Raw genomic sequence first — 25,202 nt, forward strand, 5'->3', positions numbered from 1 at the left:
GCAAAAAGCGTTTGGGTGAGGACATGACGGATAGTGCGCAGGCCGCCGAGAAGGCCAGGATTCACGAGGGCAAGGAAGCCGACCACCATCCCTATTTTCGCCCGCGGGATGCGGCGACGCTGATCCTGGTCGACCGCAGCAGCACCACGCCAAAAGTCCTGGTCGGCAAGCGCCACGACAAGGTGGTGTTCATGCCCGGCAAGTTCGTCTTCCCGGGCGGGCGCGTCGACAAGGCCGACTATCGCGTGCCCTGTGCCGCGCCCATCACCGCCGAGCTGGAAGCCAATCTCGCCAAGGGCAGCCCGAAGACGCCGGCTTCGCGCGCGAAGTCGCTCGCCATTGCCGCGATCCGCGAGGCCTGCGAGGAGACCGGTCTCTGCCTCGGCCGCAAGGCGGAGGTCAAGGCGAAGCTGGAAGGTCCGTGGCAGCCGTTCGCGGATGCCGGCCTGCTGCCCGATCCCTCGAGCCTGTTCCTGATCGCGCGCGCGATCACCCCGCCCGGCCGCGTCAAGCGGTTCGACACGCGTTTCTTCACGGCGGATGCCTCCGCGATCACCCACCGCGTCGACGGCGTGATCCATGCCGATGCCGAGCTGGTCGAGCTGGTCTGGGTCGAGCTCGGCTCCAAGCCGCTGGCCGATTTGCATCCGATGACGCGCAACGTGCTCAACGAGCTCGACTCGCGCCTTGCCACCGGCCCGCTCCGCCACGACGCGCCGGTGCCGTTCTTCCATTTCTACGGCGGCAAGATGCAGAAGGATATTTTGGGCTGAGCCGTTGTTGTAGCCCGGATGGAGCGCAGCGAAATCCGGGGCTGCCATCGCGGACGGATCTTCCCGGATTGCGCTGCGCTCCATCCGGGCTACGGGAGCAGCGGCAGGCTTTCCCCTTCCGTCATTCCCCGGAGCACGCAGCGCAAGCCCGGAATGACGAGAACGTGCTGAGCACACATCGAAAAACAAAATAATCTTCCCGCCTTTCCCAATGGCGGAGTTCCCACCCATGCCTATGTCTTCCCCAGCGTCACCAAGAACGGACACCGGGCGATGGCACAACGGCAACTCAAGCTTGGCGCGTTCATGCGCCCGATCAGCATCCACACCGGCGCCTGGCGCTATCCCGGGGCCTGGCCCGACGCCAATTTCAACTTCGGCCATATCAAAACGCTGATCCGGAAGCTCGAGGCCGGCAAGTTCGACGCCTTCTTCATGGCCGATCACCTCGCCGTGCTGAACATGCCGGTCAACGCGCTCAAGCGCAGCCACACCGTGACATCGTTCGAGCCGTTCACGCTGCTTTCGGCGCTTTCGGCGGTCACCGAGCGGATCGGCCTGATCGCCACGGGCTCGACCACGTTCGACGAGCCCTATCACGTCGCGCGCCGCTTCGCCTCGCTCGATCATCTCAGCGGCGGGCGTGCGGGGTGGAACATCGTAACGACGTCGAACCCGGACGCGGCGCTGAATTTCGGCCTCGACGACCACATGGAGCACGCCGAGCGCTACAAGCGGGCCCGTGAATTCTACGACGTCGTCACCGGCCTGTGGGATTCCTTCGCCGACGATGCCTTCGTGCGCGACGTCGAGAGCGGCCTGTTCTTCGATCCCCAGAAGATGCACACGCTCGACCACAACGGCAAATATCTGAAGGTGCGCGGCCCCCTCAACATCGCCCGTCCCGTGCAGGGCTGGCCCGTGATCGTGCAGGCCGGCGCCTCCGAAGACGGCAAGCAGCTCGCCGCCGAAACCGCGGAAGCCGTGTTCACCGGCGGCGGCAGCCTCGCCGACGGGCAAAAACTCTATGCCGACATCAAGGGCCGCATGGAGAAGGTCGGCCGCGACCCCGAACATCTCAAGATCCTGCCCGGCGCCTTCGTCGTGGTCGGCGACAGCGTCGACGAGGCAAAAGAGAAGCGCGCTTTGCTCGACAGCCGCGTCCATTACGACAGCGCCATCGCCTCGCTCTCCGTCATCCTCGGCACCGATGCCTCCGGCTTCGATCCGGACGGACAACTGCCTGACATCCCCGAGACCAATGCCAGCAAGAGCGGCCGGCAGCGCATGGTCGACCTCGCCAGGCGCGACAAGCTCACGGTGCGCCAGCTCGCCCAGCGCGTCGGCGGCTATGGCGGGCTCTCCTTTGTCGGCACCGCCCAAACCATCGCCGACCAGATGGAGGAATGGCTGGTCGGCCGCGGCTCCGACGGCTTCAACATCATGTTCCCGTTCCTGCCCGCCGGCCTCGACGATGTCGTCGACAAGGTCGTCCCGGAGCTGCAGCGACGCGGGATCTTCCGGAAAGAGTATGAAGGGGCCACCCTGAGGGAGAATCTGGGCCTGCCGCGGCCGAAAAACCGGTTCTTCGAGGCCTAATGGGACCGCTTTGGGTGGTTTTCCGGGGTGTAAAACCTTGACATCAGGCGGTTTCTGGCTAGGTTGCCGGCCAACGCGGGCCGTTTGGCCGGCTCCAGATTCCCTTCATTCCTGAGGTTCAGAACATGGCCAAAGCGGTCACCATCAAGGTCAAGCTCGTGTCCTCGGCCGACACCGGCTTCTACTACACCGCCAAGAAGAACTCGCGCACCATGACCGACAAGCTGGTCAAGAAGAAGTACGATCCCGTCGCGCGCAAGCACGTCGAATTCCGCGAAGCCAAGATCAAGTAAGAAGATCAAGTAAGATCGCGGAACGCTGAAGACTTTTGCGGGGCCCTTTGCGGGCCCCGTTTTATTTTGGCCCCTCTCCTGGCGTCCGGGACGGCATTGAGCCAACGGACGCAGCGCTGCACACCTATCCGATGACCTCGTCCGTCGTGCCAAGAAGCGTTTGCGGAGGAAAGCTGCAATAGTTCGCCTCGCGCACGAGCCGCGGCGGTGACCTTCGTCGCTGGCCGCCGTGACGTAGCGCCGCGGCACAAAAAAATCTTCGTCATCCGGACTATCGGCCACTGGAAATGCGGGGCTGCGGGCGCGATCCCCCTGTTTAAGGGGCCTCTCACAATGTCGCGCGGACGACCATGATTAGAACGTCGCACTTACTCCCAGCCTCGGGCCGTGGATGTAGCGATCGATCCCGATGCACTGACTTTCACTTGTCGGGTCAGCCAATACGACACACCCACCTGCATGTCCGCATTGAATACCGTAGCAAGTCGCTGATCACTCGATGAGGTAGCAGAGGTCAGGGTACCTCCGACCAGAGCGATCAGGTTAGTTGGAACTGTAGTCACAGCAAACGTGGAGTTGGATTGACTGCGGAGTCGGCGATACCTTCATTTAAAGGTATCCTGACCCTGAAGTGACGCTTAGCTTTTGCGGTGTTGCCCCCTTACCACGGTGGTGGGCGCAGGCAGTGGTGGGAATTCATGATCGACGAGAGTCTGACCGACCGAATCTATGAAGCGGCTTTTGTGCCGGAATTCTGGCCGGATGTGCTGCACACGCTCGCCGAAATGACCAGCTCCGCGGCGGGAACATTTTGCGTGCTGGGCGACCGTGGCAGGTCAGCGAAATATACCGCGACAGATTTTGTTCAACCGGTCATGGACGACATCGAAGCAGCTGGAGAATGGCAGACCAGCGATGAAGTGCGCAGCATGTTCTCGCTGCTGCCGCCATCGTCATTCATCTACGATGCCGACTATTTTCCGAAAGAGATTCTCGAGACCAACCACATGCGTATCGATCGTGTGCGGCCTTTGGGTATCGGGGGACAGATTGGCTACTTCGTCGCCCTCCCCGCCGACGAGGTGATGCTCTTCACAATGGAACGTTGGCTCCATAAAGACAGACCGTCCGCGGAAGATCTCGCCTGTCTCGATGCAGTCCGGCCGCATCTTGCGCGCGCTGGGCTGACGGCGGCGCGGTTACGGTTGGAGCGGGCGCAGACCACGGTCAGCACCCTCGAGGCGCTTGGCATTCCCGCCGCCGTGATGGCCTTGACCGGCCGCGTGCGCGCCAGCAATCCGCTGTTCGAGACGGTGTCGGATCGGCTGCGGCCCGCCGCTTTCGGAGGCATCGCTCTCGTTCATGCTTCCGCGGATGCGCTGTTTCAGGAAGCGGTAACAAACGCAAGGCGCTCGGACGGCCCTGTACGCTCCATCCCGATTCCCGCCGTGGATGGGCGATCCGCGATTATCGTCCACGTCCTGCCGCTCCTGCGCTCGGCCTATGATATTTTTTCCGGAAGCGATGTCCTCGTCGCAGTCACCGAAGCGGTTCGAGATGCGCCGGGACCAAGCACCAGTCTGCTCTCCGGTCTGTTCGACCTGACGGCCGCGGAAGCGCGCCTGTCTTCCTCTCTTGCGGCCGGAAAGACGCTCCAGCAAGCCGCAGAATTGCAAGGCATCCGCATCTCGACGGCACGCGCCTATCTCGCACAAGTGTTTCACAAGACTGGCACGCAACAACAAAGTCAGCTTGTAGCACTGTTGAAGGGAACGCAAACGTTCTGACGTAAAGGTTTCGCTCTCGCAACCATTCCCCACAGAATTGCCCAACTGGCACGCCATCGATGCGTTCAAAATGCCGAGCATACCACGCGGCCGGTATCATCAGCACCGACTTCACGACGAAGCCTGCGAGCCCGACGCGTCAGCCAGAGCCCTCATTGAGCATCTGCCCGATCGGCGCCGAGCCGGACGTAGGCGTATAACCCATCCAAAGACCAGCGCATTCTGGCCGCACCGAACCAAGTGTGATCCACCTCGCAGAGTGCCCTGACCGGCTTCTCTACCTCCAGCGGGATCGTTGCATGAACCCGGTCCGTTGCCGTGAAGAGCCATTTGCCCCTGCTGGATCCGCTGCGTTTCGCCGCCGCCCTCGGCGTCGCCATTTTTCACCAGATGTTCTGGTCCTGGGCCTGGACCTCGATCGGTGTCCCGGGCTTTGAGCGCAGCGTCGCCGCCGACGTTCTCTACCCCTCCGCCGCGCCCTTCACCTGGTTCGGCTGGGTCGGCGTCGAGATCTTCTTCGTCATCTCCGGTTTCGTCATCGCGAACTCCGCGAGCACATCTTCGCCGGGTGGGTTTCTGCTCGGTCGCGCGCTCAGGCTTTATCCGGCGGTCTGGGTGTGCGCCACCGCGACCTTCCTCGTCCTGCTTCTGTTCGGTAGCGGCCCGGCCTCCGAGATCGTCCTGCCCTATATCCACGCCATGCTGATGGTCCCCAAGGGCGTCACGGGCCAATGGCTCGACGAGGTCTACTGGACGCTTGCAGCCGAGACGGCGTTCTACGGCCTCGTGTTCTGCGCGATGCTGACGCGGAAGATCACCCTGCGGCACCTCGCTTTCGGCCTCACCATCTACAGCGCACTCTTCAATGCCGTCGCGCTGCTGGTCGCGTCATGCACGACGCCGTCCGACCTGCCCTATCTCATCATCCTGATGTTCCGGGTCCCGTGCGCGGCCTTCCTGTTGAGCCATGGCTGCTTCTTTGCGCTGGGGATCTGGCTGTTCATTTCCTCAAACAGGGAATTGACGGCGCTCGAACGGGTCGCCGTCGCCGTCACCTGTCTGTCCGGCGCCGCGGAAATCTATTTCTTCGCCTCCTTCTTCCTGGAGTCCATCCCCGCCATCGCGGATCAATCGGCCCTTGTACCGATCATGGTCTGGGCGGCCGCTGTGCTCCTCATTGCCCGTGCCGCAAACAGGAACAGGCGCTCTGTGAGCACCGCTGCTGCTGAAGCACCGGCGTATTTGAGAACGCTCGGGCTGATCACCTATCCGCTCTACCTCACCCACAACGTGATCGGCGCAGCGATCATTCGTGCGCTCGTCGACGCCGGGCTCGATGCCACCTCGGCGCTCTGGATCGCGCTGGGCCTGCTTGTACTGGTCTGCTGGTTCATTTGCGCGAAGATCGAGCCAGCCGTCAGGTCTGCGCTGGTGCAAACCCTTGCGCGTTTCGGAAAGCTGCCGAAGAGGTTGCCGGCAACGCGCCGCTCGGTGTTGGCCCGGGGACTGCGTCTTCCGCTGCCCGTTGCGACGAAGGTGAAGGTCGCGGTGTCGTAGCTGCGACTGTTGTCCTGCTACGCCGTCCTCAGCACCGGCGTGGGCGGCTGCGACGGTCTTAACAGTGCGAACGCCACCTGCACGATACCGCCGGCCAGCCCGAGCGCCACGCCGATGCGCCAGGCCATATTGTAGGAGCCGAGTGCGTCGTAGATCACCCCGCCGCCGTAGGCACCGAGGAAGCTGCCGATCTGGTGGCTCATGAAGGCGAGCCCCTGGATCATCGCCTGCCAGCGCAGGCCGAACATCTCGGCGACGGCGCCCGCGACCAGCGGGCCGACGCCCATCCAGAGGAAGCCCATGATGGCGCCGAACAGCAGCGTCGAGAACGGCGTTGCCGGCAGCATGAAATACCAGGCCAGCGCCAGCGAGCGCAGGATGTAGATGCCCCCTAACAGCGCCAGCTTGTTCCAGCGCTGGCCGGCCCAGCCGAAGAACAGCGAGCCCAGCACGTTGAAGCCGCCGATCATGCCGAGCGTCTGCGCGCTCAGCATGGGATCGAGGCCGCAGATGGCGAGATAGGACGGCAGATGCGTGGTGAGGAAGACGAGTTGCATACCGCAGACGAGATAGGCGCAGGTCATCACCACGAAGGAGGCATTGCCGAACGCGGTCCTCGCCGCGGTCGCGGCGGTGGCATCGCCGATGTCGTCGGCAGACGGCTTCGGCAGCGGGACCTGGTCGACGCGCCCCGCATACCACGCGGCCGGAATCATCAGCACCGACATCACGACGAAACCGGCGAGCCCGACGCGCCAGCCAAAGCCCTCGTTGAGCATCTGTCCGATCGGCGCCGACAATAGCGCGCCCAGCGAGCCCGCGCCGGACACGATGCCGAGCACGGTGGAGCGCACCGTCGCGGGCACCGCGCGCGCCGCCACCGACATCGCGATCGCGGCCGCGGTGCAGGCGAGCGAGGTGCCGATCAGCACGCCGGCGCCGATCATGATGGCGACGAGTCCATTCGCGGTCGCCATCAGCGCAAGCCCCGCGATGTACATCAGCGATCCCACGATCATGATCGGGCGAAAGCCGTAGCGCGTCGTCATCGCGCCGGCGAGCGGCTGCAGGAAGCCCCAAGCGAGGTTCTGCACCGCCAGCGCCAGCGTGAAATCCGAGACCGAGATGTGGATGTCGTGCGTCAGCGGTTGCATGAAGATGCCGAGGCTCTGCCGCAACCCCATGCTCAGCGTCAGCATGATCGAGGCGCCGATCAGGATCGGCAATGTTGGACGCAGGACCTGCAGCAGGGGCATTTTCGTCTCCCTCGTAGGCACGGCACAAATGCCGTGGTCTGCGATATCGGTTGATTTTGGTTACACAGACCTGTGCACTTAGGCTATGTTGGGGCGCAGCTGTCAAGCCGAGAGGATGCACGTCACCGCATGGCTCCCCCGCCCGCCCCACAGACGATGAAAGAGCGGATCCTGCAGACCGCCGACAAGCTGTTCTATCTGCAGGGCATTCGCGCGATCGGCGTCGACACCATCGCGGCCGAGATCGGCATCTCCAAGCGCACGCTCTACAACCACTTCCCGTCCAAGGACGCGCTGATCAAGGCCTATCTGGAGCGCCGCTTCGTGCACGCCTCCCCGTCCGACAAGCCGCCGGCCGAGCAGATCCTCGCCACCTTCGATTCGCTGGAGCGTCGCTTCGCAGCCAGGGACTTTCGCGGCTGCCCGTTCGTGAATGCGGTCGCCGAGCTCGGCCCTGCCGACCGCGCCGTGAAGAAGATCGCCATCGCCTTCAAGGAAAGCCGCCGCCTCTGGTTTCGCGACCGGCTAAACGAGCTTGGCGTCGCGGAGGCAGACGCGCTGGCGACGCAGCTCGTGCTGCTGGTCGACGGCTCGATCGCGCAGGACCTCGTGCGCGATGATCCGGCGATGGCAAGAGCTGCGAAGGAAGCGGCGAAGGTGTTGCTGCGGAACGCGGGGGTGGATGTGGAGGATGCGAAGGTGGCGAAGGAACGCAAGGATGCGATCCGGCATCCCTGAGGGACCGTATTGGTGGGTCGGCTCTGCCCTCGTTAGCGAACTTGTGGCGACCACCGCGGCATGGCGGGATGAGACCCTAAGCTGACATCCGGAGGATCGGCGCAAAAAAGCCCCGAACCATGTCGGGGCTTTTGCTAGTCCAAAGGCTAACCTCAGTACTTTGCGACGATGGGGCCGCCAAACTTATAGCTCAGCCGGGCTGTTACCGTCTGCATCGTGACGTGGTCGCGATAGTTTTCCGGTGCCGCAGCGTTGAACACCGCGCCAGCCGCAGTCCGATTGAGTTGCGACCATGTTGAGCTGCCGAAGTCCATGTAATTATATTCGACGCCGGCGATCCAGTTGTTGGTGATTGCATATTCAAGGCCACCGCCGACCAAGAAGCCACTACGCCACTCGCCGTGATCCAGGCTGACATCAAGAGCAAAGGCCGGAGGCGGTTCTCGGTTTATTGTCCGAACTTGCGCCCCTGCATAGCCGCCCTTGATGTAAGGCAGCCATCTGTCGATCGCGTATCCGATCCTGCCCGTAGCAGTAAACAAGCCTTCAATCCGAGCACTGAGTAGATCGGTCGCGGGCGCAAAAATGCTGATGTCCGTTCGTCTCAGATCGGTGCCAAAGCCAGCCGCTTCGATGCCGAACACCCAATTAGCAGATTGCCAATTGTAGCCGACTTGGCCGCCGTAAACGGCCCCTGATGGATGTACCGATTGTAGCCCCCCAAACGCACCGGCGGGTCCGTTCGTCCAGAATGAGCCGGCCGTGTTGAGGCTGTAATGGTCTACATCCGCCCATCCATAACCGGCACTTGCACCTACATAAAAGCCGGACCAATCGTGCACTGCGGCGATCATAGCCGGCGCCTTGGTGTAAGGACGGGCAGCGAGATCCGCTGCATCGGCGCAAGAAGCGAGGCTGATTAAGCTGGCGGCGGCCAGCAACATTTTTTTCATTTCAAAGTCCTCAACCGATTCTGTTGCTGATTTACGATGATGGACCATCGCCCGCGATTTCGGATCGTTGCGAGTTCCCCTGGGCACAATGCAAAGGAACTCCGCGCCGCAGGTTCTCTTGGATTTTCAGATTAAAAGCGATAGTTCACACCCGCCCTCGCGATATCGAATTTCATTCTGCTCTGAAAAACGACCAGACCTATACCCGAGAAATAGTCTTTTGAACCCAGGTCGACATGAAGGTATTCAGCCTTCACACTCCAGTTCTCACGAATGCCGTATTCCAAACCGGCACCGGCCGCCCACCCCGTATGCGTTGCGCTATCGTCGACCGATGTTCCGACCGCGTCGCTCAGTGTAAAGGTATTCCTGCCAGCCGCGAAGCCTCCCGTTCCATATACGAGGACTCGATCAAAAGCGAAGCCGACGCGCCCTCGCACTGTCCCAAACGCATTGAGTTTATTCGTTTCAAAATTCCCACCAACACCAGGCACCAAAACGGAAAACTTTCCGCCAACGTCTGCGTATTGGATGTCGCCTTCGACACCAACCACAATTGAGCCGAATTGCGCATTGTAGCCCAACTGACCACCGCCAAGGAAACCGTCGTAGGCCGAGCTGTTTGAAATAGAGAAGATGCCACCTCCTGCAGATGCAGTGCTTGTTTCGCGACCGAAAGCATATCCGGCGTTCAGACCTGCATAGAATCCAGTCCAATTATATGCTGCGGCCTGCAGCATTGGAGCTTTCGTGTAAGAGGGCGCCAGATCTGCAGCACTCGATGCGGAAACGCTCAGTGCAATAAAAGACACGCTTGCGAGAATCGTTTTCATTCCACTCTCAAAATTCCAATCCAACAGTGCGTTGATCGAAGCAGCAGTTGAAACAAGCGATTTCACACTTCGCATTCTCATTCTCCAAATGGCACATACGAAGTACATCACACGCGCCCCTCGGTACACCTGCCCGCAGCAACACCGGCGAGTTTGCAGGAGGCTTGTGATGTACCGGTAACACCGTCATTTGGAGGTACGGAGTCTCCTTCTGTGAAGGGTTTCGGATGCCGGCCGCATGATTGACGGCGCGGCGTATTCGGGCGGCCGGCGTCCGAAAGCCTCCAAGGGAGGAAACCGCGCCTAGTAGGCGGGATTGGTGCGGCAGGCTCTATGGGGATTTGAGCGCTGCGGGCGAGCTGGGTGATGGAGTTCGCACCGATGAATGAGCGGCGGATGGCGCATGCTGCGAACGAAGCAGCGAAGGTGTTGTTGCGCAATGCGGGGGTGGATGTCGGGACGATGCAGTGATCGCTGCGAAGTTGTACGAACAGGTGCCCACCACACCGACGACTGTTACCGCATCGAACGGCGTCATCACCCGCGAAGGCGGGGTGATCCAGTATTCCACAGACGACTGTGATTGACCGAGAGGCTGCGGCGCACTGGATTCCCCGCATTCGCAGGGAATGACAGTGGAATGTGGAAGAACGCCGTGTTCCTGTCGATGCGCTGCTGTTTTGCCCGACGTGTCAACGGCGCGACCCGCGCGCGCCATTCTGCGCCTGACTTAACCCATTGATCCCGCTAACAGCTTCTACTGTGCATGGGGTTGTTTTCGCACTTTTTGTACGACTGGCGGGTCACGCCGCCTGCGACACCACCCGATTGCGCCCGTCGTGCTTGGCCCGGTACAGCGCGGTATCGGCGCGCTTGAGGACGTCGGCGACCGCCTCGCCTTTCTGCTCCAGCGTGGTCAGGCCGATCGAGATCGTGACCTCGATGCGCTTGGTGCCCTTGTGGACCGCGAAAGGTTCGCCCGCGATCGAGCGGCGCAGGCGCTCGGCGACCATGCCGGCGACGTGGAGATCAGTCTCCGGCATCACGATGACGAATTCCTCGCCGCCGTAGCGGCAGGCGAGATCAATGCCGCGGATCGACTTGCGCACGCGCACTGCGAATTCGCGCAGCACGTCGTCGCCGGCGTCGTGGCCGTAATTGTCGTTGATCGACTTGAAGAAGTCGATGTCCAGGATCATCAGCGCCAGCGGCTTGCCGCGGGTCGCGGCCTGCTCGGCGAGAGTCGCGAGATGGCTCTCCATGTAGCGGCGATTGTGCAGGCCGGTGAGCGCGTCGGTGATCGCCATCTCGATCGAGTTCTGCACGTTGTCGCGCAGATGGTCGGTGTAGCGGCGGCGGCGGATCTGGGTGCGCGCGCGCGCCAGCAGCTCGGTCTTGTCGATCGGGCGCAGCAGATAGTCGTTGACGCCGATCTCGAGGCCGCGGAGCAGCCGCGTCGAGTTCTCGGGCTCCGCGATCGCCAGGATCGGCACGTGGCGCGTGCGCTCCAGCGAGCGCGCCTGGCTGCAGAGCCTGAGGCCGTCGAAATTGTTGAGGTCGAGCGAGACGATCAGCAGATCGTAATTGCCCTCGGCGGCGTGGAACAGCGCCTCGGTCGGGTTCGGCTCGACGTCGATGGTGTGCTCGGCGGCGAGGATCGTCGCCAGCCGCTCATAGGAGGACTCGCGGTCGTCGACCAGCAGGATGCGGCCGCCCTTGCCGGTGTCGGAGATCGCGCTGCGCTCGGGCGCCTGCATGCCGATCTCGAGCGAGGTGATGGCGCGCATGCGCAGCTCGTCGGTCATCATCTTCAGCCGCGTCAGCGAGCGCACGCGCGCGATCAACACGACGTCGGAGACCGGCTTGGTCAGGAAGTCGTCGGCGCCGGCTTCCAGCCCGCGATTGCGGTCCGAGGGGCTGTCGAGCGCGGTGACCATGACGACGGGAATGTGGTGCGTCGCCGGATCGGTCTTGAGGCGGCGGCAGACTTCGAAGCCGTCCATGTCGGGCATCATCACGTCGAGCAAGATGATGTCGCATTCGGCGCGGCTGGCCATCGCCAGCGCCTCGGTGCCGTTCGAGGCGGTCATCACGTCGAAATATTCGGCGGACAGGCGTGCTTCGAGCAGTTTGACGTTGGCGGGAACGTCGTCGACGACCAGGATACGCGCGGACACTGTGAACTCACTTCCTATCCGATAAAACGCCGGACCGTCTCAATGAATTTGCCGACCGAGATCGGCTTGGACAAATACGCCTCGCAGCCGCCCTCGCGGATGCGTTCTTCGTCGCCCTTCATCGCGAACGCGGTGACCGCGACGACGGGAATAGAACGCAGCTCCGGATCGTCCTTGATCCAGCGCGTCACCTCGAGGCCGGAGACCTGCGGCAATTGGATGTCCATCAGCACGAGATCGGGCCGCATCTTGCGCACCAGGTCGAGCGCCTCGTAGCCGTTGCTGGTGCCGGAGGTCTGGTAGCCGTGCGCCTCCAACAGGTCGCGGAAGAGCTTCATGTTGAGCTCGTTGTCTTCCACGATCAGGACGGTCTTAGCCATCCCGCCCTCCTGATTGGTCCGCAGACCGGTACATGTGACGCCTCAGACGCCGCGTTCCGGCGTTTTGAAAACTGGATTCAAACTAGCCTCAGATTCGCTTGAGTTTCGTTAAACCCGAGGGGCGACTTTGTGCGATGTGGTTTCCAGTTGCTTGCCTGGGGCCGGAAGACTTGAGGCCGAGACTCGGGCATGATGACCTCAAAGTAGACACCGAAAGTTAACGGAAAGGCAAACCGTCCCCTTGAAAAAGCCTGTTCACAACCCTCGCGAAGTCGCTGAAATCGTTGCGATTCAGGCGCTGTCCTTTGTTGCGGGCGACCCGGAAAGGCTGGGCCTGTTCCTGGCCGAGACAGGGGTGGGTCCGGAGACCCTGCGCAATGCCGCCGCGGACCCCAATTTCCTGCTCAGCGTGCTCGACTTCGTGATGCGCGACGATGCCACGGTGAAGGCCTTCGCCGCGACCGTGGAACTGCATCCGACCAACGTCGCAGCAGCGCGGCAGGTCCTCGGCGACGCGCTGGGCGACCGCTCCTGGGAGCGCGACGTGCCGTGAGCGCTCCTGAGGCGGCCGGGCCCCGCTGTTTCTGCCGGGATTGTCTGGCCGACCTCGATATGGGCGTGCGGCGCTGCTCCGCCTGCGGTTCCCCTCGCCTGGTCCGCCATCGCGCGCTCGCGGGCCTGACCATCGCCCATATCGACTGCGACGCCTTCTACGCGACGGTCGAGAAGCGCGACAATCCTGACATCGCCGACAAGCCCGTCATCATCGGCGGGGGAAAACGCGGCGTGGTCTCGGCCGCCTGCTACATCGCGCGCACTTACGGCGTGCGCTCGGCGATGCCGATGTTCAAAGCCCTGGACGCCTGCCCGCACGCCACCGTCATCCCGCCCGACATCGCCAAATACGTCCGCGTCGGCCGCGAGGTGCGGCAGGCCATGCAGGCGCTGACGCCGCTGGTCGAGCCGCTCTCGATCGACGAAGCCTTCCTCGATCTCTCCGGCACCGAGCGGGTGCACGGCATGATCCCGGCCAAGGTGCTGGCGCGCTTTGCCCGCGACGTCGAGCGCGACATCGGCATCTCCGTCTCGGTCGGCCTGTCCTGCAACAAGTTCCTGGCCAAGATCGCCTCCGACCTCGACAAGCCGCGCGGCTTTGCCGCGCTCGACCAGGAGGAAGCGCGTTTGATGTTGGCGGACAAGCCCGTCGGCTTCATCTTCGGCGTCGGCCCTGCCACGCAGGAGCGCCTGATGCAGCGCGGCTTCCGCGTCATCGCGGACCTTCAGAAGGCCGACGAGATCGAGATGATGCGGCAGTTTCCGAGCGACGGCCGCAGGCTGTGGCGGCTCGCCCGCGGCATCGACGACCGCCGCGTCGAGCCCGACCGCGGCGCCAAGACGATTTCCAGCGAGACCACCTTCGACACCGACATCCGCGATTTCGCCACGCTGGAGAAGATCCTGTGGCGTCTGTGCGAGAAGACCTCGTCGCGCCTCAAGAACAGCGAGCTCGGCGGCTCCACCGTCACGCTAAAGCTGAAGACCTCAGATTTCCGCCAGCGCACCCGCTCGCAATCGATCGCAGCCCCGACGCAGCTTGCCGCCAAGATCTTTGCGATCTGCCGCGAAATGCTGGCGAAGGAGATCGACGGCACCGCCTTCCGCCTGATGGGCGCCGGCGTCAGTGCGCTGCGCGAGGGCTCGCCCGCCGACGACACCGACATGCTCGACCGCCGCGCCGCCCACGCCGAACGCGCCGTCGACAGCCTGCGCAAGAAATTCGGCAGCGCCGCGGTAATCCGCGGCATCGCCTATGAGGGCCCGGAGAAGGCGCAGGAGTGATGGAGCCACGACGACGGTGTCCTTTCCGTCATCCTGAGGTGCGAGCCCTGGCGAGCCTCGAAGGATGCACGACCGAGATGCAGCCGGGCCGTGCATCCTTCGAGGCCTCCGCTGACGCTCCGGCGCCTCAGGATGACGGTCGTGAGAGGAAGCGACCATGACGGGCGAACGCGATCTCGGCGTGTTGCTGAGGCACATGAGGCCGGAGCTGCGGCCGGGGATCTTCGTGTTCTGCTCGATCCCGGCAGGCGATCCTATTCCCGCCAATCTCGCCCCGCTTTTGACTTTCCACGAGCAGGAAGGAACGACGTTGGTGATCCCGCAAGAGGAAGCCGAAGCGGCGGGATTGCGCTCCGCGTTCGTCTCGCGCCTGATCACGCTGACGGTTCACTCGGCGCTCGAAGCGGTCGGCTTCCTGGCGGCGATCACGCCCCGGCTGGCCGAAGCCGGCATCAGCGTGAACGCGGTGTCGGCCTTCCACCACGATCACCTCTTCGTGCCGGCTGGCCGGGCCGACGAGGCGATGGCTCTCTTGCGAGAGATGTCGAACGCGAAGCACTTGTAGCCCGGATGGAGCGAAGCGAAATCCGGGGCAGTACGTCCGCTGCAACAGTTTCCCGGATTGCGCTTCGCTCCATCCGGGCTACAGGCGAGACCTCAATCCGCGACCGCGATCGCCTCGATCTCGATCAGCCATTCCGGCGCGGCGAGCGCGGAGACACCGACCAGCGTCGAGGCCGGCGGCTCCATGCCTTCGAAGAAGGCCGAGCGGGCCTTGCCGATGATCGGGCGCAGCTCCGGCTTGTAGTTCACGACGAAGGTCGTGATCTTGACGATGTTGGAATAGCTCGCGCCGGCCGCTTTCAGCGCGTGCCCGAGATTCTGCATCACCTGCGTGGTCTGCGCGGCGATATCGCCCTCGCCGACGATCCGCCCCTCCTCGTCCACCGACACCTGCCCGGAGATGTAAATGGTGCGCGCACCGGTAGCGGTGACGACATGGGAATAGGCGGGATTGTGATGCAGGCCGCTGGGGCGGAGATGATCGAGCTTGGGCATGGGCTGGCTCCCTCAGGTTTCTGGTTGAGAGGAAGCGTAGCTGGAGAGTGTGACGAGAGCTAGTCCGTCATGGCGGAAGCGACGCGGCGAAGAGAGATCCCGTAGTCTCGTAGGGTGGGCAAAGCGAAGCGTGCCCACGATCTTGCCCATTGCTGAAAGGTGGTGGGCACGGCGCGCGAAGTGCGCGCCTTTGCCCACCCTACGCCACTGCTCGCGCGGAAAGAGCTCCGCCCCTCAATTGCAGGGCTTGCTGTCCTTCACGTCGAACTTGCCCATCACGCCGGAGATGACGAAGTCGTTGTAATCGAGCACGAGCTGGCGCGAGACGCCGTTTTCGTAGAGCTCGAACGCCATCGCATAGACCGGCGTCTGCTCGCCCTCTTTCTGCTGGGCCTCGCGGTCGAAATAGCTGACCGTGACGGGCCAGCGCTTCAGCGATTTCATGTGCTCGTCGGAAGTCGACGGATCCGGCGAGGCGTCGCGGTCGGCGGGGATCGGCTGGCCGATCACGGTCAGCGTGTTGTAGACCTTCTGGCCGTCGTCGGAGCCGTCATAGACCGACAGCTCGAGCAACGACTTGCCGTCCTTGGCGGCGGCGATGATGTGCTGGATCTGCTCGGTCGGGAACACGATCTTGCCGTCGAGGGTGAAGCTCTTGGGCGCCGGCAGCTTCAGCTTGACGTTGATGTGGTCGCCGTCGCGCTCGGCCGTGCCGTCGACCCGGCCGGCATCCGCCTCGTTCATGCGGGTCTCGATCTTGAAGCGGTAGCTTTTGCCCGCGGCATCTTCCCAGGAGTTGGAGCGGAGGTCGCTGAGCGTGACTTTGCCCTCGCCGCTGTCGAGCTCGGAGACCTGGCGGAATTCGGAGGTATAGCCCTCGCACGAGCTTCCGGTGAAGTTGTAGAGGATGCGGCCGCGCGCGCTGTTGACCGAGTTGGAGCGCGATTTCACCAGGCTGAGGTCGTAAAGCGCCTGGTGCGCGAGGAACGGACCATTGGCGGCCTGTGCGCCATCGCCAAGGCCGAAATCGCCAAGGCCCAAACTGGCCGCTGCGAGCGCCGTGACACCGAGCGAAGTCCGGAAAAGGTGCACCATGTCTGATCCTTGGGGACGCGTCCTCGGGTAATCCTTGGGGATGCGCAGATTCGACATTTTAATGACCGTTCCATTGCGTCGCAACTGAGGCCGTTTCACGTAAAATTGCGGCCCGCCCTCCAACCTGCAACCTCGCCCCGGCAAAAGGCAGCCTCTTGCGGGTTGCTTGCATGTGGCGGCACGATGGGCGAAACAGGGCGCGCCCGGCCTCCCACGGATGCGCCGGAGCGAATGAAATTTCTGGACAACGAGGGCGAAGATGGCGGGCACGGTCGAGCAAAAGCTGGCGGAACAGGGCATCAAGCTGCACGAAGCCCCCACCCCCGTGGCCAATTACGTACCCTTCGTGCGCACCGGCAACCTGCTGTTCGTCTCCGGCCAGGTCTGCTTCGACCCCTCCGGCAAGCTGATCGCCAAGGGCAAGCTGGGCGCCGGCGTCTCCATCGAGGACGGTGCCGCGGCGGCCCGCGGCTGCGCGGTCAATCTGCTGGCCCAGGTCAAGGCGGCGCTGGGCGACCTCGACAAGGTGGTGCGCGTGGTTCGCCTCGGCGGCTTCATCAATTCGGCGCCGGACTTCCTGGACGGGCCGAAGGTGCTCAACGGCGCTTCCGACCTGATGGTCGCCGCGTTCGGCGACAAGGGCCGCCACGCCAGAACTACCGTCGGTGTCGCCTCGCTGCCCGCGGACGCGGCGGTCGAGGTCGAGGGCGTATTCGAGGTCGCCTGACGAGCATGCGCGCTCCGGATTGGCTGACAGCCCGGCCGGTCGCCCATCGCGGCCTGCATGACATTTCCCGCGGCATCGTCGAGAACATGCCGGGCGCGGTGCAGGCTGCGATCGCGGGCAATTTCTCGATCGAGGTCGACATCCAGCTCTCGTCCGACGGCGAGGCCATGGTGCATCACGACCATGCGCTGGGCCGCCTCACCGAGGCCACCGGCGAGGTGGTGTCGAAGACCGCCGCGGAGCTGAAGGCCGTCAAATTCAAGGACACGCCCGAGCGGATGATGTCGCTGTCCGACCTCTGCGCCATGGTCGCCGGCCGCGTGCCGCTGGTGATCGAGGTGAAGAGCCATTTTGGCGGCGACCGCAAGCTGGTGAAGCGAATGGCCGAGGTGCTGGCGACCTATCCGGGCCCCGCCGTCGGAATGTCGTTCGATCCCGACCAGGTGCTGGCATTGCGTGAGCTGTTGCCCTCCCGCCCGCGCGGCATCGTCGCGCAGCGGACCTATGAGGACGATTATTGGGCCAAGCTCACGCAGCCGCAGCGCGACAGCATGCTGTACTTGCGCCACGGCTTCCAGACCCGGCCGCACTTCATCGCCTTCAGGGTCGACGACCTCCCGGCCCCCGCCCCCTGGATCGCCCGCAACGTGTTCGGCTGCGCCCTGCTCGGCTGGACCGTCCGCACAAGCGGGCAGCGGACGCGGGTCGGGCAATATGCCGATCAGATGATCTTTGAGGGGTTCGTACCGTAGGTCAGGCGCATCTCTCACCCCCTTGAAGTCGCTGCTGCAATGCACGATCTTGGGCAACGATGGCATCATCTGAAATCACGCTCGAGGCCGTACCTTCCATTGGCGAGGTGTCTGCCGAAGATTGGGACGCCTGCGCCAATCCCGGCGGCAAATGTGGGCTTGGCGCGGGAACCTCGTCCGGACTTCCAGGCGATTCCCTCGGCGTCTCAAAGCCCGCTTATAACCCGTTCGTCTCGCACGCCTTTCTCTCGGCCGTCGAGACATCCGGTTCGGCCACCATCCGTACCGGCTGGGGACCGCGGCATCTCGTGGCCAAGGTCGACGGCCGCGTTGCCGGTGTCGTGCCCTGCTATCTGAAATCGCATTCGCAGGGCGAGTACGTCTTCGACCGCGGCTGGGCCGACGCCTATGAGCGCGCCGGCGGGCGCTACTACCCGAAGCTCCAGGTCTCGGTTCCCTTCACTCCGGCCACAGGCCCGCGCCTGCTGGTCCGCGACGGCGTCGATCGCGAGCGCATCCTCGACGCGCTGGCGAGCGGCCTCGTGGCGCTGTGCGGCGTCAGCAAAGCCTCCTCCGTCCACGTCACCTTCGCGCGCGAGGACGAATGGAAGCTGCTCGCCGCACACGGCTTCCTGCAGCGCACGGACCAGCAGTTCCACTGGCGCAATGAGGGCTTTACTGGCTTCGACGACTTCCTGGCGACCCTGAACTCGCGCCACCGTAAATCGATCAAGCGCGAGCGGCGCGATGCGCTCTCCGCCGGCATCACCATCCACTGGCTGACGGGCAAGGACATCACCGAAGACGCCTGGGATGCGTTTTTCATGTTCTACATGGAGACCGGCTCGCGCAAATGGGGCCGCCCCTATCTGACGCGCGAATTCTTCTCGCTGATCGGCGAGACGATGGCCGAGGACGTGCTGCTGGTGATGGCCCGCCGCAACGATCGCTGGATTGCGGGCGCGATCAACTTCATCGGTTCGGACACGCTGTTCGGCCGCAACTGGGGCGCGGTCGAGCATCATCCGTTCCTGCATTTCGAGGTCTGCTATTACCAGGCGATCGACTTCGCCATCAAACGCGGCCTCACCCATGTCGAGGCCGGTGCGCAAGGCGAGCACAAGATCGCGCGCGGCTACCTGCCGCGCACCACCCATTCCGCGCACTTCATCGCCGATCCCGGGCTGCGCCGCGCCATCGATGACTACCTCAAGCGTGAGCGCGCCTATGTCGCCGAGGCCGGACGAGAGCTGACTGAGCTCGGCCCGTTCCGCAAAGGCATCGACGAGGCGCCTTGACGGTTTGCCACGGCTGGTGACAGTAAGCGCAAAATTCCAAGCGCAAGTTTCTCGGGGAGCCGTCATGACCGCCTACGACACCAACAACATCTTCGCAAAAATCCTGCGCGGCGAGCTGCCCTGCACCAAGGTCTACGAGGACGAGCACGTCTTCGCATTCCTCGACATCATGCCGCGCGTGCCCGGCCACACGCTGGTGATCCCGAAGGCCCCTGCCCGCAACATCCTCGACATCAAGCCGGACGACTACGCCCACGTCGCCCGCGGCGCGCACAAGATCGCCGCCGCCGCCATGAAGGCTTTCAAGGCCGATGGCATCACCATCCAGCAATTCAACGAGCCCGCCGGCGGACAGGTGGTGTTTCACCTCCACATGCACGTCATGCCGCGCCACGACGGCGTGGCGATGCTGCCGCCCGCCAGCCGCAAGGAAGACGCCAAGGTGCTGGAAGAGCACGCGGCAAAGTTGATCGCGGCGTTGAACGGGTAGCTCTCTCCACTCCTCACTCCGTCTCGAAATCACCCTTCTGCGGCGCCGCCAATGGCGTGAACTCGCAGCGGTCGGGCTTGATGTCGATCAGCGGCGTGTTGTCGAGACAATCGAGCCCGCGTACCAGGATCGCGTTGCCCTCGATGCCGACCAGCTTCACGATCGAGGTGCCGATCGGATTGGGCCGCACCGGCGAGCGCAGCGAGAAAGTGCCGCGCGTCTTCTCGTTGTTCTTCGGGCTTTGCAGGATGATGTCGCGGCGTGACTGGTCGAGCCAGTAAAGCACTTCGAGATTGCTGTAGAAATCGACGCCCTTGATGGCCGGCACGAACGGCTCGAAGATCTCGAGCCGGCAGATCGGGCCGTCCTGGCGTCCCTGCCGCGGCGTCTCCATCCGCGAGGTCCAGGGCGTGCGGACGCGGCCGATGAAGACCAGGCCGGCATCCTGCGCGGGCGGCAGCTCGATGGCGACCTCGCCCTCACGGAGCTCGTTCTTGCGAACCATATTTCCGATTCCTTGCTGGTGGGCAGGGTTTTAGCCCAACCACCACTTGCCGGCCAGCATGAAGACTTCGCCGGTCACGACGCCCGCGAAAATCGAGCGGCGGGTCAGCAGGAATACGACGAGGCCGGCGGCCACCGCGCCATAGCGCAAGGTATCAGGCACGCTGGCGAGCGCGCCCGGCGGCTCCACCACGATCTGGGCGATGACGCCGGCGAGGATGGCCGTGGCAACCGCCCGCACCCAGACCAGCAGTTCGGAGCCTTCGTCGATACCGCCGCCGAACCACAGGCCGAGCATGCGCCAGATCTGGTTGGGAACGACGCCGGCGACGAACAGCACGACGAGCGCCTGCCAGTCGCCGATGAGCTGCGCGTAGCTCATGCGCGCACCTCCTGCCACCAGTGCACGCCATAGGCGATCGTACCGGCCGCGAGCCCGCTGACGAGGATGTCGACGCCGGAGTTCATCTTCGCGGCCAGCGGATAGAGCAAAACACCGAGCGCCAGCGCGACCACGTCGGCGGCTTCGCGGCTGTTGCGCGCGGTCGAGAACAGGAAGGACAGCGGCGTCAGCATCAGGATCGCGGCGCCAAGCGTCTGCGTCAGGTTGGCGGCGAGGAAATAGCCCACCGTGTTGGCCGTGAGACACACCGAGACCAGACCAAAGCCAAGTCCGTTGACGAAGGCGATCCGCCGTTCGCGCGGCACAAGCGGCAGGAAGCGATGGCATTCGACCCACAGCGTCACGGCCGTGAGATGCGCCGCGAAGAACAGCTCACGCCGCCTGGTGGTCGGCGTGCGCATCAAGGGCAGCACCGAAACCACCATCGGAAACAGCCTGATGGCGCTGACGGTGACCGCAATCGCCGACTGGATGATGGTGGCGCCGGAACCGAGCGTGGTGATCAGGATGATCTGCGCCGGACCGGCCCAGACGAACAGCGTCGAGCAGAGCGCCCAGAGCAGGCTGAAATGGGTGTCGTGCGCGAGCGCGCCGATACCGAGATAGGTCGCGAACAGGACGAGCGTGAGGATCGTCTGCGTGACCGAGCGCAGCCCCCAGCCGAAGGCACGCCAGGAACTGTTCCATTGCGGTGAGTCGAGCGGAGGAAGCGCCACGGAGTTTTTGGATGGGTTGCGGAATCGTGCCCGCATAACGGGCAATGCGGCGCCTGCCGTCAAGGAAGCGCGCGGCGGGGCTGGCATGCGCTGTTCCACACCCACCGCCATCATTCCGGGGCGCGCCGTCATCGGCGCGAACCCGGACTCCATTTCACGCCGATCTCTGTGGCCAGATAGATTCCGGGCTCGCGCCCCAGGGGGCGCGCCCCGGAATGACGCGCGGAGCTACCCCGCGACACCCTTGTTCTTCAGGACGAAGCACGCCCCGCCGGCCTTCCTGATCCGGTTGCAGAGATCATCCGCCTCGCTGCGCGTGTCTGCGCCGATGCGGACCTGATAGAACGCGCGCGTGCCGCGGCTGCGCATCACCGAACTCAGAAGGCTCGGATCGCGCTCGCCGATCGCGGCGCCGAGCCGGGTGACTGCGCGGGAGTACATCGCCAGCGCCCTGTTGCGGTCGAAACCGGCGGCGAGCTGCACGCCCCAGGCCTTTGCGGCCGCCAGCTCGACATGCTGTTCGAGCTCGGCCACAAAGGCATTCGGCGCGCGCTTGAGCAGCGCCATCAGGTCCCGGCAGCTCGTCGGCGGCGCGCTCGGCGGTCCGTTGCCGGTGGCGCCTGCCTTGGCCCAGGCATCGACGCTGGTGCCGGTGATGGCGAGGACGTAGTTGCGGGTCTGCTCCGGCATTCCGCCGGTGCCGGCGAGCCATTCCTGCACCCGCCGCGGGCCGGCATTGTAGGCCGCCGCGGCAAGACCGAGATTGCCGAACTGGTTGCGCAGCTCGTTGAGGAATTCCGCCGATTTCGGCAATGCCTGCACCGGATTGAACGGATTGAGCAGCCCGCGCTCGATTGCCGTGCCCGGCATGAACTGCGCGATCCCCTGTGCTTGCGCACCGCTGCGTGTCGTGGGACCGACTGCATCGGCCTGGAAGCGGCTTTCCTGCCAGATCACCCGGGCGAAGAATTCCAGCGGAAGATTGGCATCGCGCGCGGCGGCCTCCACGATCAGGCAGATCGACTCCCGCGTGTCGCTCTCGCGCACATCGGACTTCTCCGGCGGTTTCGCGGGCTCTTCGGCGCTCGGCACCGTCGCGTCGGGCTTTGCCGACGGGTCATCCGCCGCCAGTGCCGGCGTGACCGAGACGAGCAGCGCGGCGATCATGGGCCATGCAATCCGCCTCAACCACAGGCAGGCAGCGCTGTGGCGCGCCCCGGTGCGGCATGCAACAAGATGATCTGCCCAGTCGTGGCATCCTGCCATGGTTCGATGAGTTGCCAATATGCTGCCTGACCTGTCTCTCCCAATGCGTTCCCCCGCCAAACGGATCCGCGTCATATTCGCCCTTGTCGCACTGGTGCTGAGCCTCGCACCGGCGGTCTCTCAGGTGACCTCTCAGGTCACCCCTCAAGTCATCTGGCAAATGACCACGGAATACCCCGAGAACAACATCTCCGGGATCGGGCTTGTGACCTTTGCCAGCCGCGTTTCCGAGCGCACGAACGGTTTCGTGACCGTGACCAACGCCTTCGACAATAAGCTCAAGATCAATTCCGGCGAGATGCCGCGCGCCGCGCTCGATGGCCGGATCGCTGGCGGCGATGCTTTCGCAGGCGCCCTCTCCGGCATCGACCCGGTGCTTGGATTGTCCACCCTGCCGTTCCTCGTACAGTCGGCCGAACTCGCCCGCGCCACCAATCTGCGGGCGCGCCCGCTCTACGAGAAGGCGCTGGCGGCGCGCGGCCTCAAGCTGCTTTACCTGACGATCTGGCCCGCCACGGGACTGTGGTCGGAGCGTGCGCTCCAGGGCGCCGACGACCTGCCGGCGCTGAATTTGCGGGCCTATGACGCCAATTCCAGCGAGGTCATGCGTGCGGCCGGCGCCAATGCGCAGTTCCTGCCGATGGATACCGCGCTTGCGGGTTTGAAGGAGCACCGGCTGAACGCGTTCCTCACCTCCGGCGATGGTGGCGCGGGACGCAAGCTCTGGGACTTCCTGCCGCACTTCACCGCCATCAACTACGCGATGCCGGTCTCGATCGCGTTTGTCCGCAGCGACGTCTTTGCCGCACTGCCCGAGCCGGTGCAGCGCGAGGTGCTGGCCGCGGCCGCCGAGACCGAGCAAAGCCAGTTCGCGCTCTTGGCCCATCGCACCTCTGAGAACTATGCGCGCATGCGCGACAACGGCGTCGCCATCGCCGAACCGGCGCCGCAATCCCTCCTCGCCGCGCTCCGGAAGGCCGCAACGACCACAATCGCGACCTGGGAAGCGCAGGCCGGTGCGGACGCCGCCGCGATCGCCGAATGGGCCCGGCAGCAATGACGCGAGCATGCCCGCCGTTGGCATGCTCCCGGCTCACTACGTTGAAACGACAGCCGGTCTCGCCTTTCGTTGTTAATTCTTGACCGGAACCAGGCTTTCGCCGCTGATGGCGCGGTCAAGGGCGTCAATCAGCGCCTGAAATTCGACGAACTTGTTGCGCGCCCGCTCGGCCGTGTCGCGCTCGAAAGGCGCCGCCAGCACTTTCGCGTGCGCGTCCCTGTCCTCGATCATGCGATCACGGGCCTTCTTCAGTGTCTCAAGTCGCTCGCTCATGGAGCCTCCTCTACGCAGATCCGTTCGATCCCGACCAGATTCTCAGTCCGCGCTCAGCGCCGCATCGCATCCATGAGCGCCGCAATTTTGATCGTCGCGAAACTGGAAAATGTGTCGGACACGGCATATGGCAGGATGATCTGGTCATTGTGCCTCATCGCACCGCAGGTGTAGACGACGTTGGGGACATACCCTTCGCGCTCGGACGGCTCGGGCCGCAATAGCGGCTCGCTCGAACGCGCCAGCACCTTCGATGGGTCATGTTTGTCGAGGAGCGCCGCTCCGATCGAGTATTTACGGATCGGGCCGACGCCATGGGTCAGCAGCAGCCAGCCCTCGTCGAGTTCGATCGGCGACCCACAATTGCCGATCTGGACGAACTCCCATGGAAATTGCGGTTTCAGAAGGAGCCGGCCGCTTTCCCACGTGTAGAGGTCATCCGAATAGATCAGATACAGGTTCTCGTTGTCTTGTCGCGCGATCATCGCATAGTTGCCGCCAATCTTGCGGGGGAACAACGCCATTCCCTTGTTGTGTGCCGCAGCCCCCCGCAAAGGCGTCAGTCGAAACGACATGAAGTCGCTGGTCTCGATCAACTCGGACCGGATCGCCCGTCCGCTATAAGCCGTATAGGTCGCATAGTAGGTCTCTCGACCGCCGTCGTTGAATTTGACAAACCGCGCATCCTCGATCCCGTTCGATTGGGACTCGGTCACGGGAAAGATGACTCGCTCGCTGAGGTCTTGCTCGGGCCTGAACGTCAATTCCACGGAGTCGCCGTCCGGGCCGGATATGCGACGGTTGATCCGGGGAACCGAGGCAAGGCGCACCGTCGGATCGACGGCGAGGCTTCCGTCAGCCGCAATCATTCCGGTTCGAAACGTCAGCGACGACACGTGGCCTTCGCCGATGGCGCGAAGACTCATGATGAAGCGTAGCGCCCCGTGCGGCGTCTCCGTTTGGTCGGGGTGTGGCACGATGCTGGGGTTGAACAAGGCAGACGCCTCGAACGAATACTCGCTGAGAAAATAGGCGCCGACCAGCTGGCGCTGGGTCTTTGAGAATGCGCCATGCTTCGTGAAAGCATCTTCCATCTCGTCGGCGCGGGCCTCGAAGCTCTCCAGGAGGTTACGATGTCGCCCCTGGAAATTGTCCAGGACGTCCGCCAACTGCGCGGCGACGGCTTCCGAACCAAGCGCCAGAACCCGGTCGACGATATGGTTTGCGCGCATCTTGTCGGTCGGATTCAAGTCGCGGGGTTCGGTTGCCGGCTTGAACGGTCGCACGATGACTCGCGCGGGATCGGGCCGCAGGTGGAGCGCCTGCCGGTTTAGGAAAGAAGCGTGTGGCACGGGTGTCCTCGGCTAGCTGAAT

Annotated in this window: 27 protein-coding genes; 14 read left to right on the top strand and 13 right to left on the bottom strand. The window is 63.8% G+C overall.

Annotated elements, in window-relative coordinates:
* Positions 1 to 23 precede the first annotated feature (23 nt).
* The 5 genes from CIT40_RS19600 to CIT40_RS19620 all read left to right on the top strand — a co-directional run bounded on the left by CIT40_RS19600 (position 24) and on the right by CIT40_RS19620 (position 6,009).
* Entirely contained in the window at positions 24 to 773 is a 750-nt protein-coding gene (locus CIT40_RS19600) for an NUDIX hydrolase (RefSeq protein WP_094891901.1), read from the top strand.
* A gap of 273 nt (positions 774 to 1,046) precedes the next feature.
* Positions 1,047 to 2,372: an LLM class flavin-dependent oxidoreductase gene (locus CIT40_RS19605; protein WP_094891902.1), complete on the top strand. Its 1,326-nt coding sequence runs from the start codon at positions 1,047 to 1,049 to the stop codon at positions 2,370 to 2,372.
* A 125-nt stretch (positions 2,373 to 2,497) separates the two neighbouring features.
* The gene (rpmG, locus tag CIT40_RS19610) at positions 2,498 to 2,665 is read left to right on the top strand and encodes a 50S ribosomal protein L33 (protein WP_008139339.1); all 168 of its coding nucleotides are present in this window, start codon (positions 2,498 to 2,500) and stop codon (positions 2,663 to 2,665) included.
* 698 nt (positions 2,666 to 3,363) lie between these two features.
* Positions 3,364 to 4,452 carry a helix-turn-helix transcriptional regulator gene (locus tag CIT40_RS19615; protein ID WP_094891903.1) on the top strand — a complete coding sequence of 363 codons (1,089 nt, stop codon included), beginning with the start codon at positions 3,364 to 3,366 and terminating at the stop codon, positions 4,450 to 4,452.
* Positions 4,453 to 4,770: 318 nt separating this feature from the next.
* Positions 4,771 to 6,009, top strand: coding sequence for an acyltransferase family protein (locus CIT40_RS19620; protein ID WP_094891904.1), 1,239 nt, complete (start codon positions 4,771 to 4,773; stop codon positions 6,007 to 6,009).
* A gap of 17 nt (positions 6,010 to 6,026) precedes the next feature.
* Here CIT40_RS19620 and CIT40_RS19625 read toward each other — a convergent pair whose 3' ends face one another.
* Complete coding sequence (locus CIT40_RS19625; protein WP_094891905.1) at positions 6,027 to 7,265, bottom strand: MFS transporter; 1,239 nt, start codon at positions 7,263 to 7,265, stop codon at positions 6,027 to 6,029.
* A 129-nt stretch (positions 7,266 to 7,394) separates the two neighbouring features.
* On the opposite strand from CIT40_RS19625, the gene CIT40_RS19630 reads away from it, so the two are divergent.
* A complete protein-coding gene (locus CIT40_RS19630) occupies positions 7,395 to 8,003 on the top strand; it encodes a TetR/AcrR family transcriptional regulator (RefSeq protein WP_094891906.1) in 609 nt (202 codons plus the stop codon).
* A 152-nt stretch (positions 8,004 to 8,155) separates the two neighbouring features.
* Here CIT40_RS19630 and CIT40_RS19635 read toward each other — a convergent pair whose 3' ends face one another.
* The 4 genes from CIT40_RS19635 to CIT40_RS19650 form a co-directional block, all read right to left on the bottom strand.
* Positions 8,156 to 9,004, bottom strand: a complete 849-nt coding sequence (locus CIT40_RS19635) for an outer membrane protein (protein ID WP_094891907.1) — start codon at positions 9,002 to 9,004, stop codon at positions 8,156 to 8,158.
* Positions 9,005 to 9,087: 83 nt separating this feature from the next.
* Complete coding sequence (locus CIT40_RS19640) at positions 9,088 to 9,864, bottom strand: outer membrane protein (protein ID WP_244611806.1); 777 nt, start codon at positions 9,862 to 9,864, stop codon at positions 9,088 to 9,090.
* Positions 9,865 to 10,592: 728 nt separating this feature from the next.
* Complete coding sequence (locus CIT40_RS19645) at positions 10,593 to 11,966, bottom strand: PleD family two-component system response regulator (RefSeq protein WP_094891909.1); 1,374 nt, start codon at positions 11,964 to 11,966, stop codon at positions 10,593 to 10,595.
* A gap of 14 nt (positions 11,967 to 11,980) precedes the next feature.
* Positions 11,981 to 12,346 (bottom strand): response regulator, encoded by a 366-nt coding sequence (locus CIT40_RS19650; protein WP_008130064.1) that lies wholly within the window; start codon positions 12,344 to 12,346, stop codon positions 11,981 to 11,983.
* 241 nt (positions 12,347 to 12,587) lie between these two features.
* On the opposite strand from CIT40_RS19650, the gene CIT40_RS19655 reads away from it, so the two are divergent.
* From CIT40_RS19655 to CIT40_RS19665, 3 genes are all read left to right on the top strand, one after another.
* Positions 12,588 to 12,899, top strand: a complete 312-nt coding sequence (locus CIT40_RS19655; protein WP_094891910.1) for a DUF3572 domain-containing protein — start codon at positions 12,588 to 12,590, stop codon at positions 12,897 to 12,899.
* A 59-nt stretch (positions 12,900 to 12,958) separates the two neighbouring features.
* Entirely contained in the window at positions 12,959 to 14,185 is a 1,227-nt protein-coding gene (locus CIT40_RS19660) for a DNA polymerase IV (protein ID WP_414645429.1), read from the top strand.
* A gap of 157 nt (positions 14,186 to 14,342) precedes the next feature.
* On the top strand, positions 14,343 to 14,750 hold the full coding sequence (locus CIT40_RS19665) for an ACT domain-containing protein (protein WP_094891912.1): 408 nt from the start codon (positions 14,343 to 14,345) through the stop codon (positions 14,748 to 14,750).
* 92 nt (positions 14,751 to 14,842) lie between these two features.
* Here CIT40_RS19665 and CIT40_RS19670 read toward each other — a convergent pair whose 3' ends face one another.
* A complete protein-coding gene (locus CIT40_RS19670; protein ID WP_094891913.1) occupies positions 14,843 to 15,244 on the bottom strand; it encodes a RidA family protein in 402 nt (133 codons plus the stop codon).
* Between the two features lie 234 nt (positions 15,245 to 15,478).
* Positions 15,479 to 16,339: a cell envelope integrity EipB family protein gene (locus CIT40_RS19675; protein WP_155525998.1), complete on the bottom strand. Its 861-nt coding sequence runs from the start codon at positions 16,337 to 16,339 to the stop codon at positions 15,479 to 15,481.
* Between the two features lie 259 nt (positions 16,340 to 16,598).
* Here CIT40_RS19675 and CIT40_RS19680 point away from each other — a divergent pair, with 259 nt between their 5' ends.
* The 4 genes from CIT40_RS19680 (at position 16,599) to CIT40_RS19695 (ending at position 19,606) form a co-directional block, all read left to right on the top strand.
* On the top strand, positions 16,599 to 17,066 hold the full coding sequence (locus CIT40_RS19680) for a RidA family protein (protein WP_071913057.1): 468 nt from the start codon (positions 16,599 to 16,601) through the stop codon (positions 17,064 to 17,066).
* Positions 17,067 to 17,071: 5 nt separating this feature from the next.
* Positions 17,072 to 17,818 (top strand): glycerophosphodiester phosphodiesterase, encoded by a 747-nt coding sequence (locus CIT40_RS19685; RefSeq protein WP_094891914.1) that lies wholly within the window; start codon positions 17,072 to 17,074, stop codon positions 17,816 to 17,818.
* Between the two features lie 59 nt (positions 17,819 to 17,877).
* Positions 17,878 to 19,116: a GNAT family N-acetyltransferase gene (locus CIT40_RS19690; RefSeq protein ID WP_094891915.1), complete on the top strand. Its 1,239-nt coding sequence runs from the start codon at positions 17,878 to 17,880 to the stop codon at positions 19,114 to 19,116.
* Between the two features lie 64 nt (positions 19,117 to 19,180).
* On the top strand, positions 19,181 to 19,606 hold the full coding sequence (locus tag CIT40_RS19695) for an HIT domain-containing protein (RefSeq protein WP_094891916.1): 426 nt from the start codon (positions 19,181 to 19,183) through the stop codon (positions 19,604 to 19,606).
* A gap of 13 nt (positions 19,607 to 19,619) precedes the next feature.
* On the opposite strand, the gene tsaA is transcribed toward CIT40_RS19695, so the two are convergent.
* The 4 genes from tsaA to CIT40_RS19715 form a co-directional block, all read right to left on the bottom strand.
* Positions 19,620 to 20,111, bottom strand: coding sequence for a tRNA (N6-threonylcarbamoyladenosine(37)-N6)-methyltransferase TrmO (gene tsaA, locus CIT40_RS19700; RefSeq protein ID WP_094891917.1), 492 nt, complete (start codon positions 20,109 to 20,111; stop codon positions 19,620 to 19,622).
* Positions 20,112 to 20,141: 30 nt separating this feature from the next.
* A complete protein-coding gene (locus CIT40_RS19705) occupies positions 20,142 to 20,492 on the bottom strand; it encodes an AzlD domain-containing protein (protein ID WP_094891918.1) in 351 nt (116 codons plus the stop codon).
* Complete coding sequence (locus tag CIT40_RS19710; RefSeq protein ID WP_094891919.1) at positions 20,489 to 21,229, bottom strand: AzlC family ABC transporter permease; 741 nt, start codon at positions 21,227 to 21,229, stop codon at positions 20,489 to 20,491. The genes CIT40_RS19705 and CIT40_RS19710 overlap by 4 nt, the downstream gene beginning before the upstream one ends.
* Positions 21,230 to 21,457: 228 nt before the next feature.
* Positions 21,458 to 22,396, bottom strand: a complete 939-nt coding sequence (locus CIT40_RS19715; protein ID WP_162307578.1) for a transglycosylase SLT domain-containing protein — start codon at positions 22,394 to 22,396, stop codon at positions 21,458 to 21,460.
* A 118-nt stretch (positions 22,397 to 22,514) separates the two neighbouring features.
* On the opposite strand from CIT40_RS19715, the gene CIT40_RS19720 reads away from it, so the two are divergent.
* A complete protein-coding gene (locus tag CIT40_RS19720; RefSeq protein ID WP_100298063.1) occupies positions 22,515 to 23,555 on the top strand; it encodes a TRAP transporter substrate-binding protein in 1,041 nt (346 codons plus the stop codon).
* Between the two features lie 72 nt (positions 23,556 to 23,627).
* On the opposite strand, the gene CIT40_RS19725 is transcribed toward CIT40_RS19720, so the two are convergent.
* Positions 23,628 to 23,828 carry a hypothetical protein gene (locus CIT40_RS19725; protein WP_063194940.1) on the bottom strand — a complete coding sequence of 67 codons (201 nt, stop codon included), beginning with the start codon at positions 23,826 to 23,828 and terminating at the stop codon, positions 23,628 to 23,630.
* A 53-nt stretch (positions 23,829 to 23,881) separates the two neighbouring features.
* Positions 23,882 to 25,180 carry a glycoside hydrolase family 130 protein gene (locus CIT40_RS19730; RefSeq protein ID WP_094891920.1) on the bottom strand — a complete coding sequence of 433 codons (1,299 nt, stop codon included), beginning with the start codon at positions 25,178 to 25,180 and terminating at the stop codon, positions 23,882 to 23,884.
* Positions 25,181 to 25,202 lie beyond the last annotated feature (22 nt).

The sequence above is a fragment of the Bradyrhizobium amphicarpaeae genome (assembly GCF_002266435.3).
GTDB lineage: Bacteria > Pseudomonadota > Alphaproteobacteria > Rhizobiales > Xanthobacteraceae > Bradyrhizobium > Bradyrhizobium amphicarpaeae.

Bases quoted from the DNA above. Each gene is read 5' to 3' on its own strand.
- CIT40_RS19715 (WP_162307578.1), bottom strand. From the start codon at position 22,396: ATGATCGCCGCGCTGCTCGTCTCGGTCACGCCGGCACTGGCGGCGGAT.
- CIT40_RS19640 (WP_244611806.1), bottom strand. From the start codon at position 9,864: ATGCGAAGTGTGAAATCGCTTGTTTCAACTGCTGCTTCGATCAACGCA.
- CIT40_RS19685 (WP_094891914.1), top strand. From the start codon at position 17,072: ATGCGCGCTCCGGATTGGCTGACAGCCCGGCCGGTCGCCCATCGCGGC.
- CIT40_RS19690 (WP_094891915.1), top strand. From the start codon at position 17,878: ATGGCATCATCTGAAATCACGCTCGAGGCCGTACCTTCCATTGGCGAG.
- CIT40_RS19605 (WP_094891902.1), top strand. From the start codon at position 1,047: ATGGCACAACGGCAACTCAAGCTTGGCGCGTTCATGCGCCCGATCAGC.
- CIT40_RS19650 (WP_008130064.1), bottom strand. From the start codon at position 12,346: ATGGCTAAGACCGTCCTGATCGTGGAAGACAACGAGCTCAACATGAAG.
- CIT40_RS19630 (WP_094891906.1), top strand. From the start codon at position 7,395: ATGGCTCCCCCGCCCGCCCCACAGACGATGAAAGAGCGGATCCTGCAG.
- CIT40_RS19705 (WP_094891918.1), bottom strand. From the start codon at position 20,492: ATGAGCTACGCGCAGCTCATCGGCGACTGGCAGGCGCTCGTCGTGCTG.
- CIT40_RS19695 (WP_094891916.1), top strand. From the start codon at position 19,181: ATGACCGCCTACGACACCAACAACATCTTCGCAAAAATCCTGCGCGGC.
- CIT40_RS19660 (WP_414645429.1), top strand. From the start codon at position 12,959: ATGGGCGTGCGGCGCTGCTCCGCCTGCGGTTCCCCTCGCCTGGTCCGC.
- rpmG (WP_008139339.1), top strand. From the start codon at position 2,498: ATGGCCAAAGCGGTCACCATCAAGGTCAAGCTCGTGTCCTCGGCCGAC.
- CIT40_RS19600 (WP_094891901.1), top strand. From the start codon at position 24: ATGACGGATAGTGCGCAGGCCGCCGAGAAGGCCAGGATTCACGAGGGC.
- CIT40_RS19720 (WP_100298063.1), top strand. From the start codon at position 22,515: ATGCTGCCTGACCTGTCTCTCCCAATGCGTTCCCCCGCCAAACGGATC.
- CIT40_RS19725 (WP_063194940.1), bottom strand. From the start codon at position 23,828: ATGAGCGAGCGACTTGAGACACTGAAGAAGGCCCGTGATCGCATGATC.
- CIT40_RS19670 (WP_094891913.1), bottom strand. From the start codon at position 15,244: ATGCCCAAGCTCGATCATCTCCGCCCCAGCGGCCTGCATCACAATCCC.
- CIT40_RS19680 (WP_071913057.1), top strand. From the start codon at position 16,599: ATGGCGGGCACGGTCGAGCAAAAGCTGGCGGAACAGGGCATCAAGCTG.
- CIT40_RS19625 (WP_094891905.1), bottom strand. From the start codon at position 7,265: ATGCCCCTGCTGCAGGTCCTGCGTCCAACATTGCCGATCCTGATCGGC.
- tsaA (WP_094891917.1), bottom strand. From the start codon at position 20,111: ATGGTTCGCAAGAACGAGCTCCGTGAGGGCGAGGTCGCCATCGAGCTG.
- CIT40_RS19635 (WP_094891907.1), bottom strand. From the start codon at position 9,004: ATGGTCCATCATCGTAAATCAGCAACAGAATCGGTTGAGGACTTTGAA.
- CIT40_RS19615 (WP_094891903.1), top strand. From the start codon at position 3,364: ATGATCGACGAGAGTCTGACCGACCGAATCTATGAAGCGGCTTTTGTG.
- CIT40_RS19675 (WP_155525998.1), bottom strand. From the start codon at position 16,339: ATGGTGCACCTTTTCCGGACTTCGCTCGGTGTCACGGCGCTCGCAGCG.
- CIT40_RS19665 (WP_094891912.1), top strand. From the start codon at position 14,343: ATGACGGGCGAACGCGATCTCGGCGTGTTGCTGAGGCACATGAGGCCG.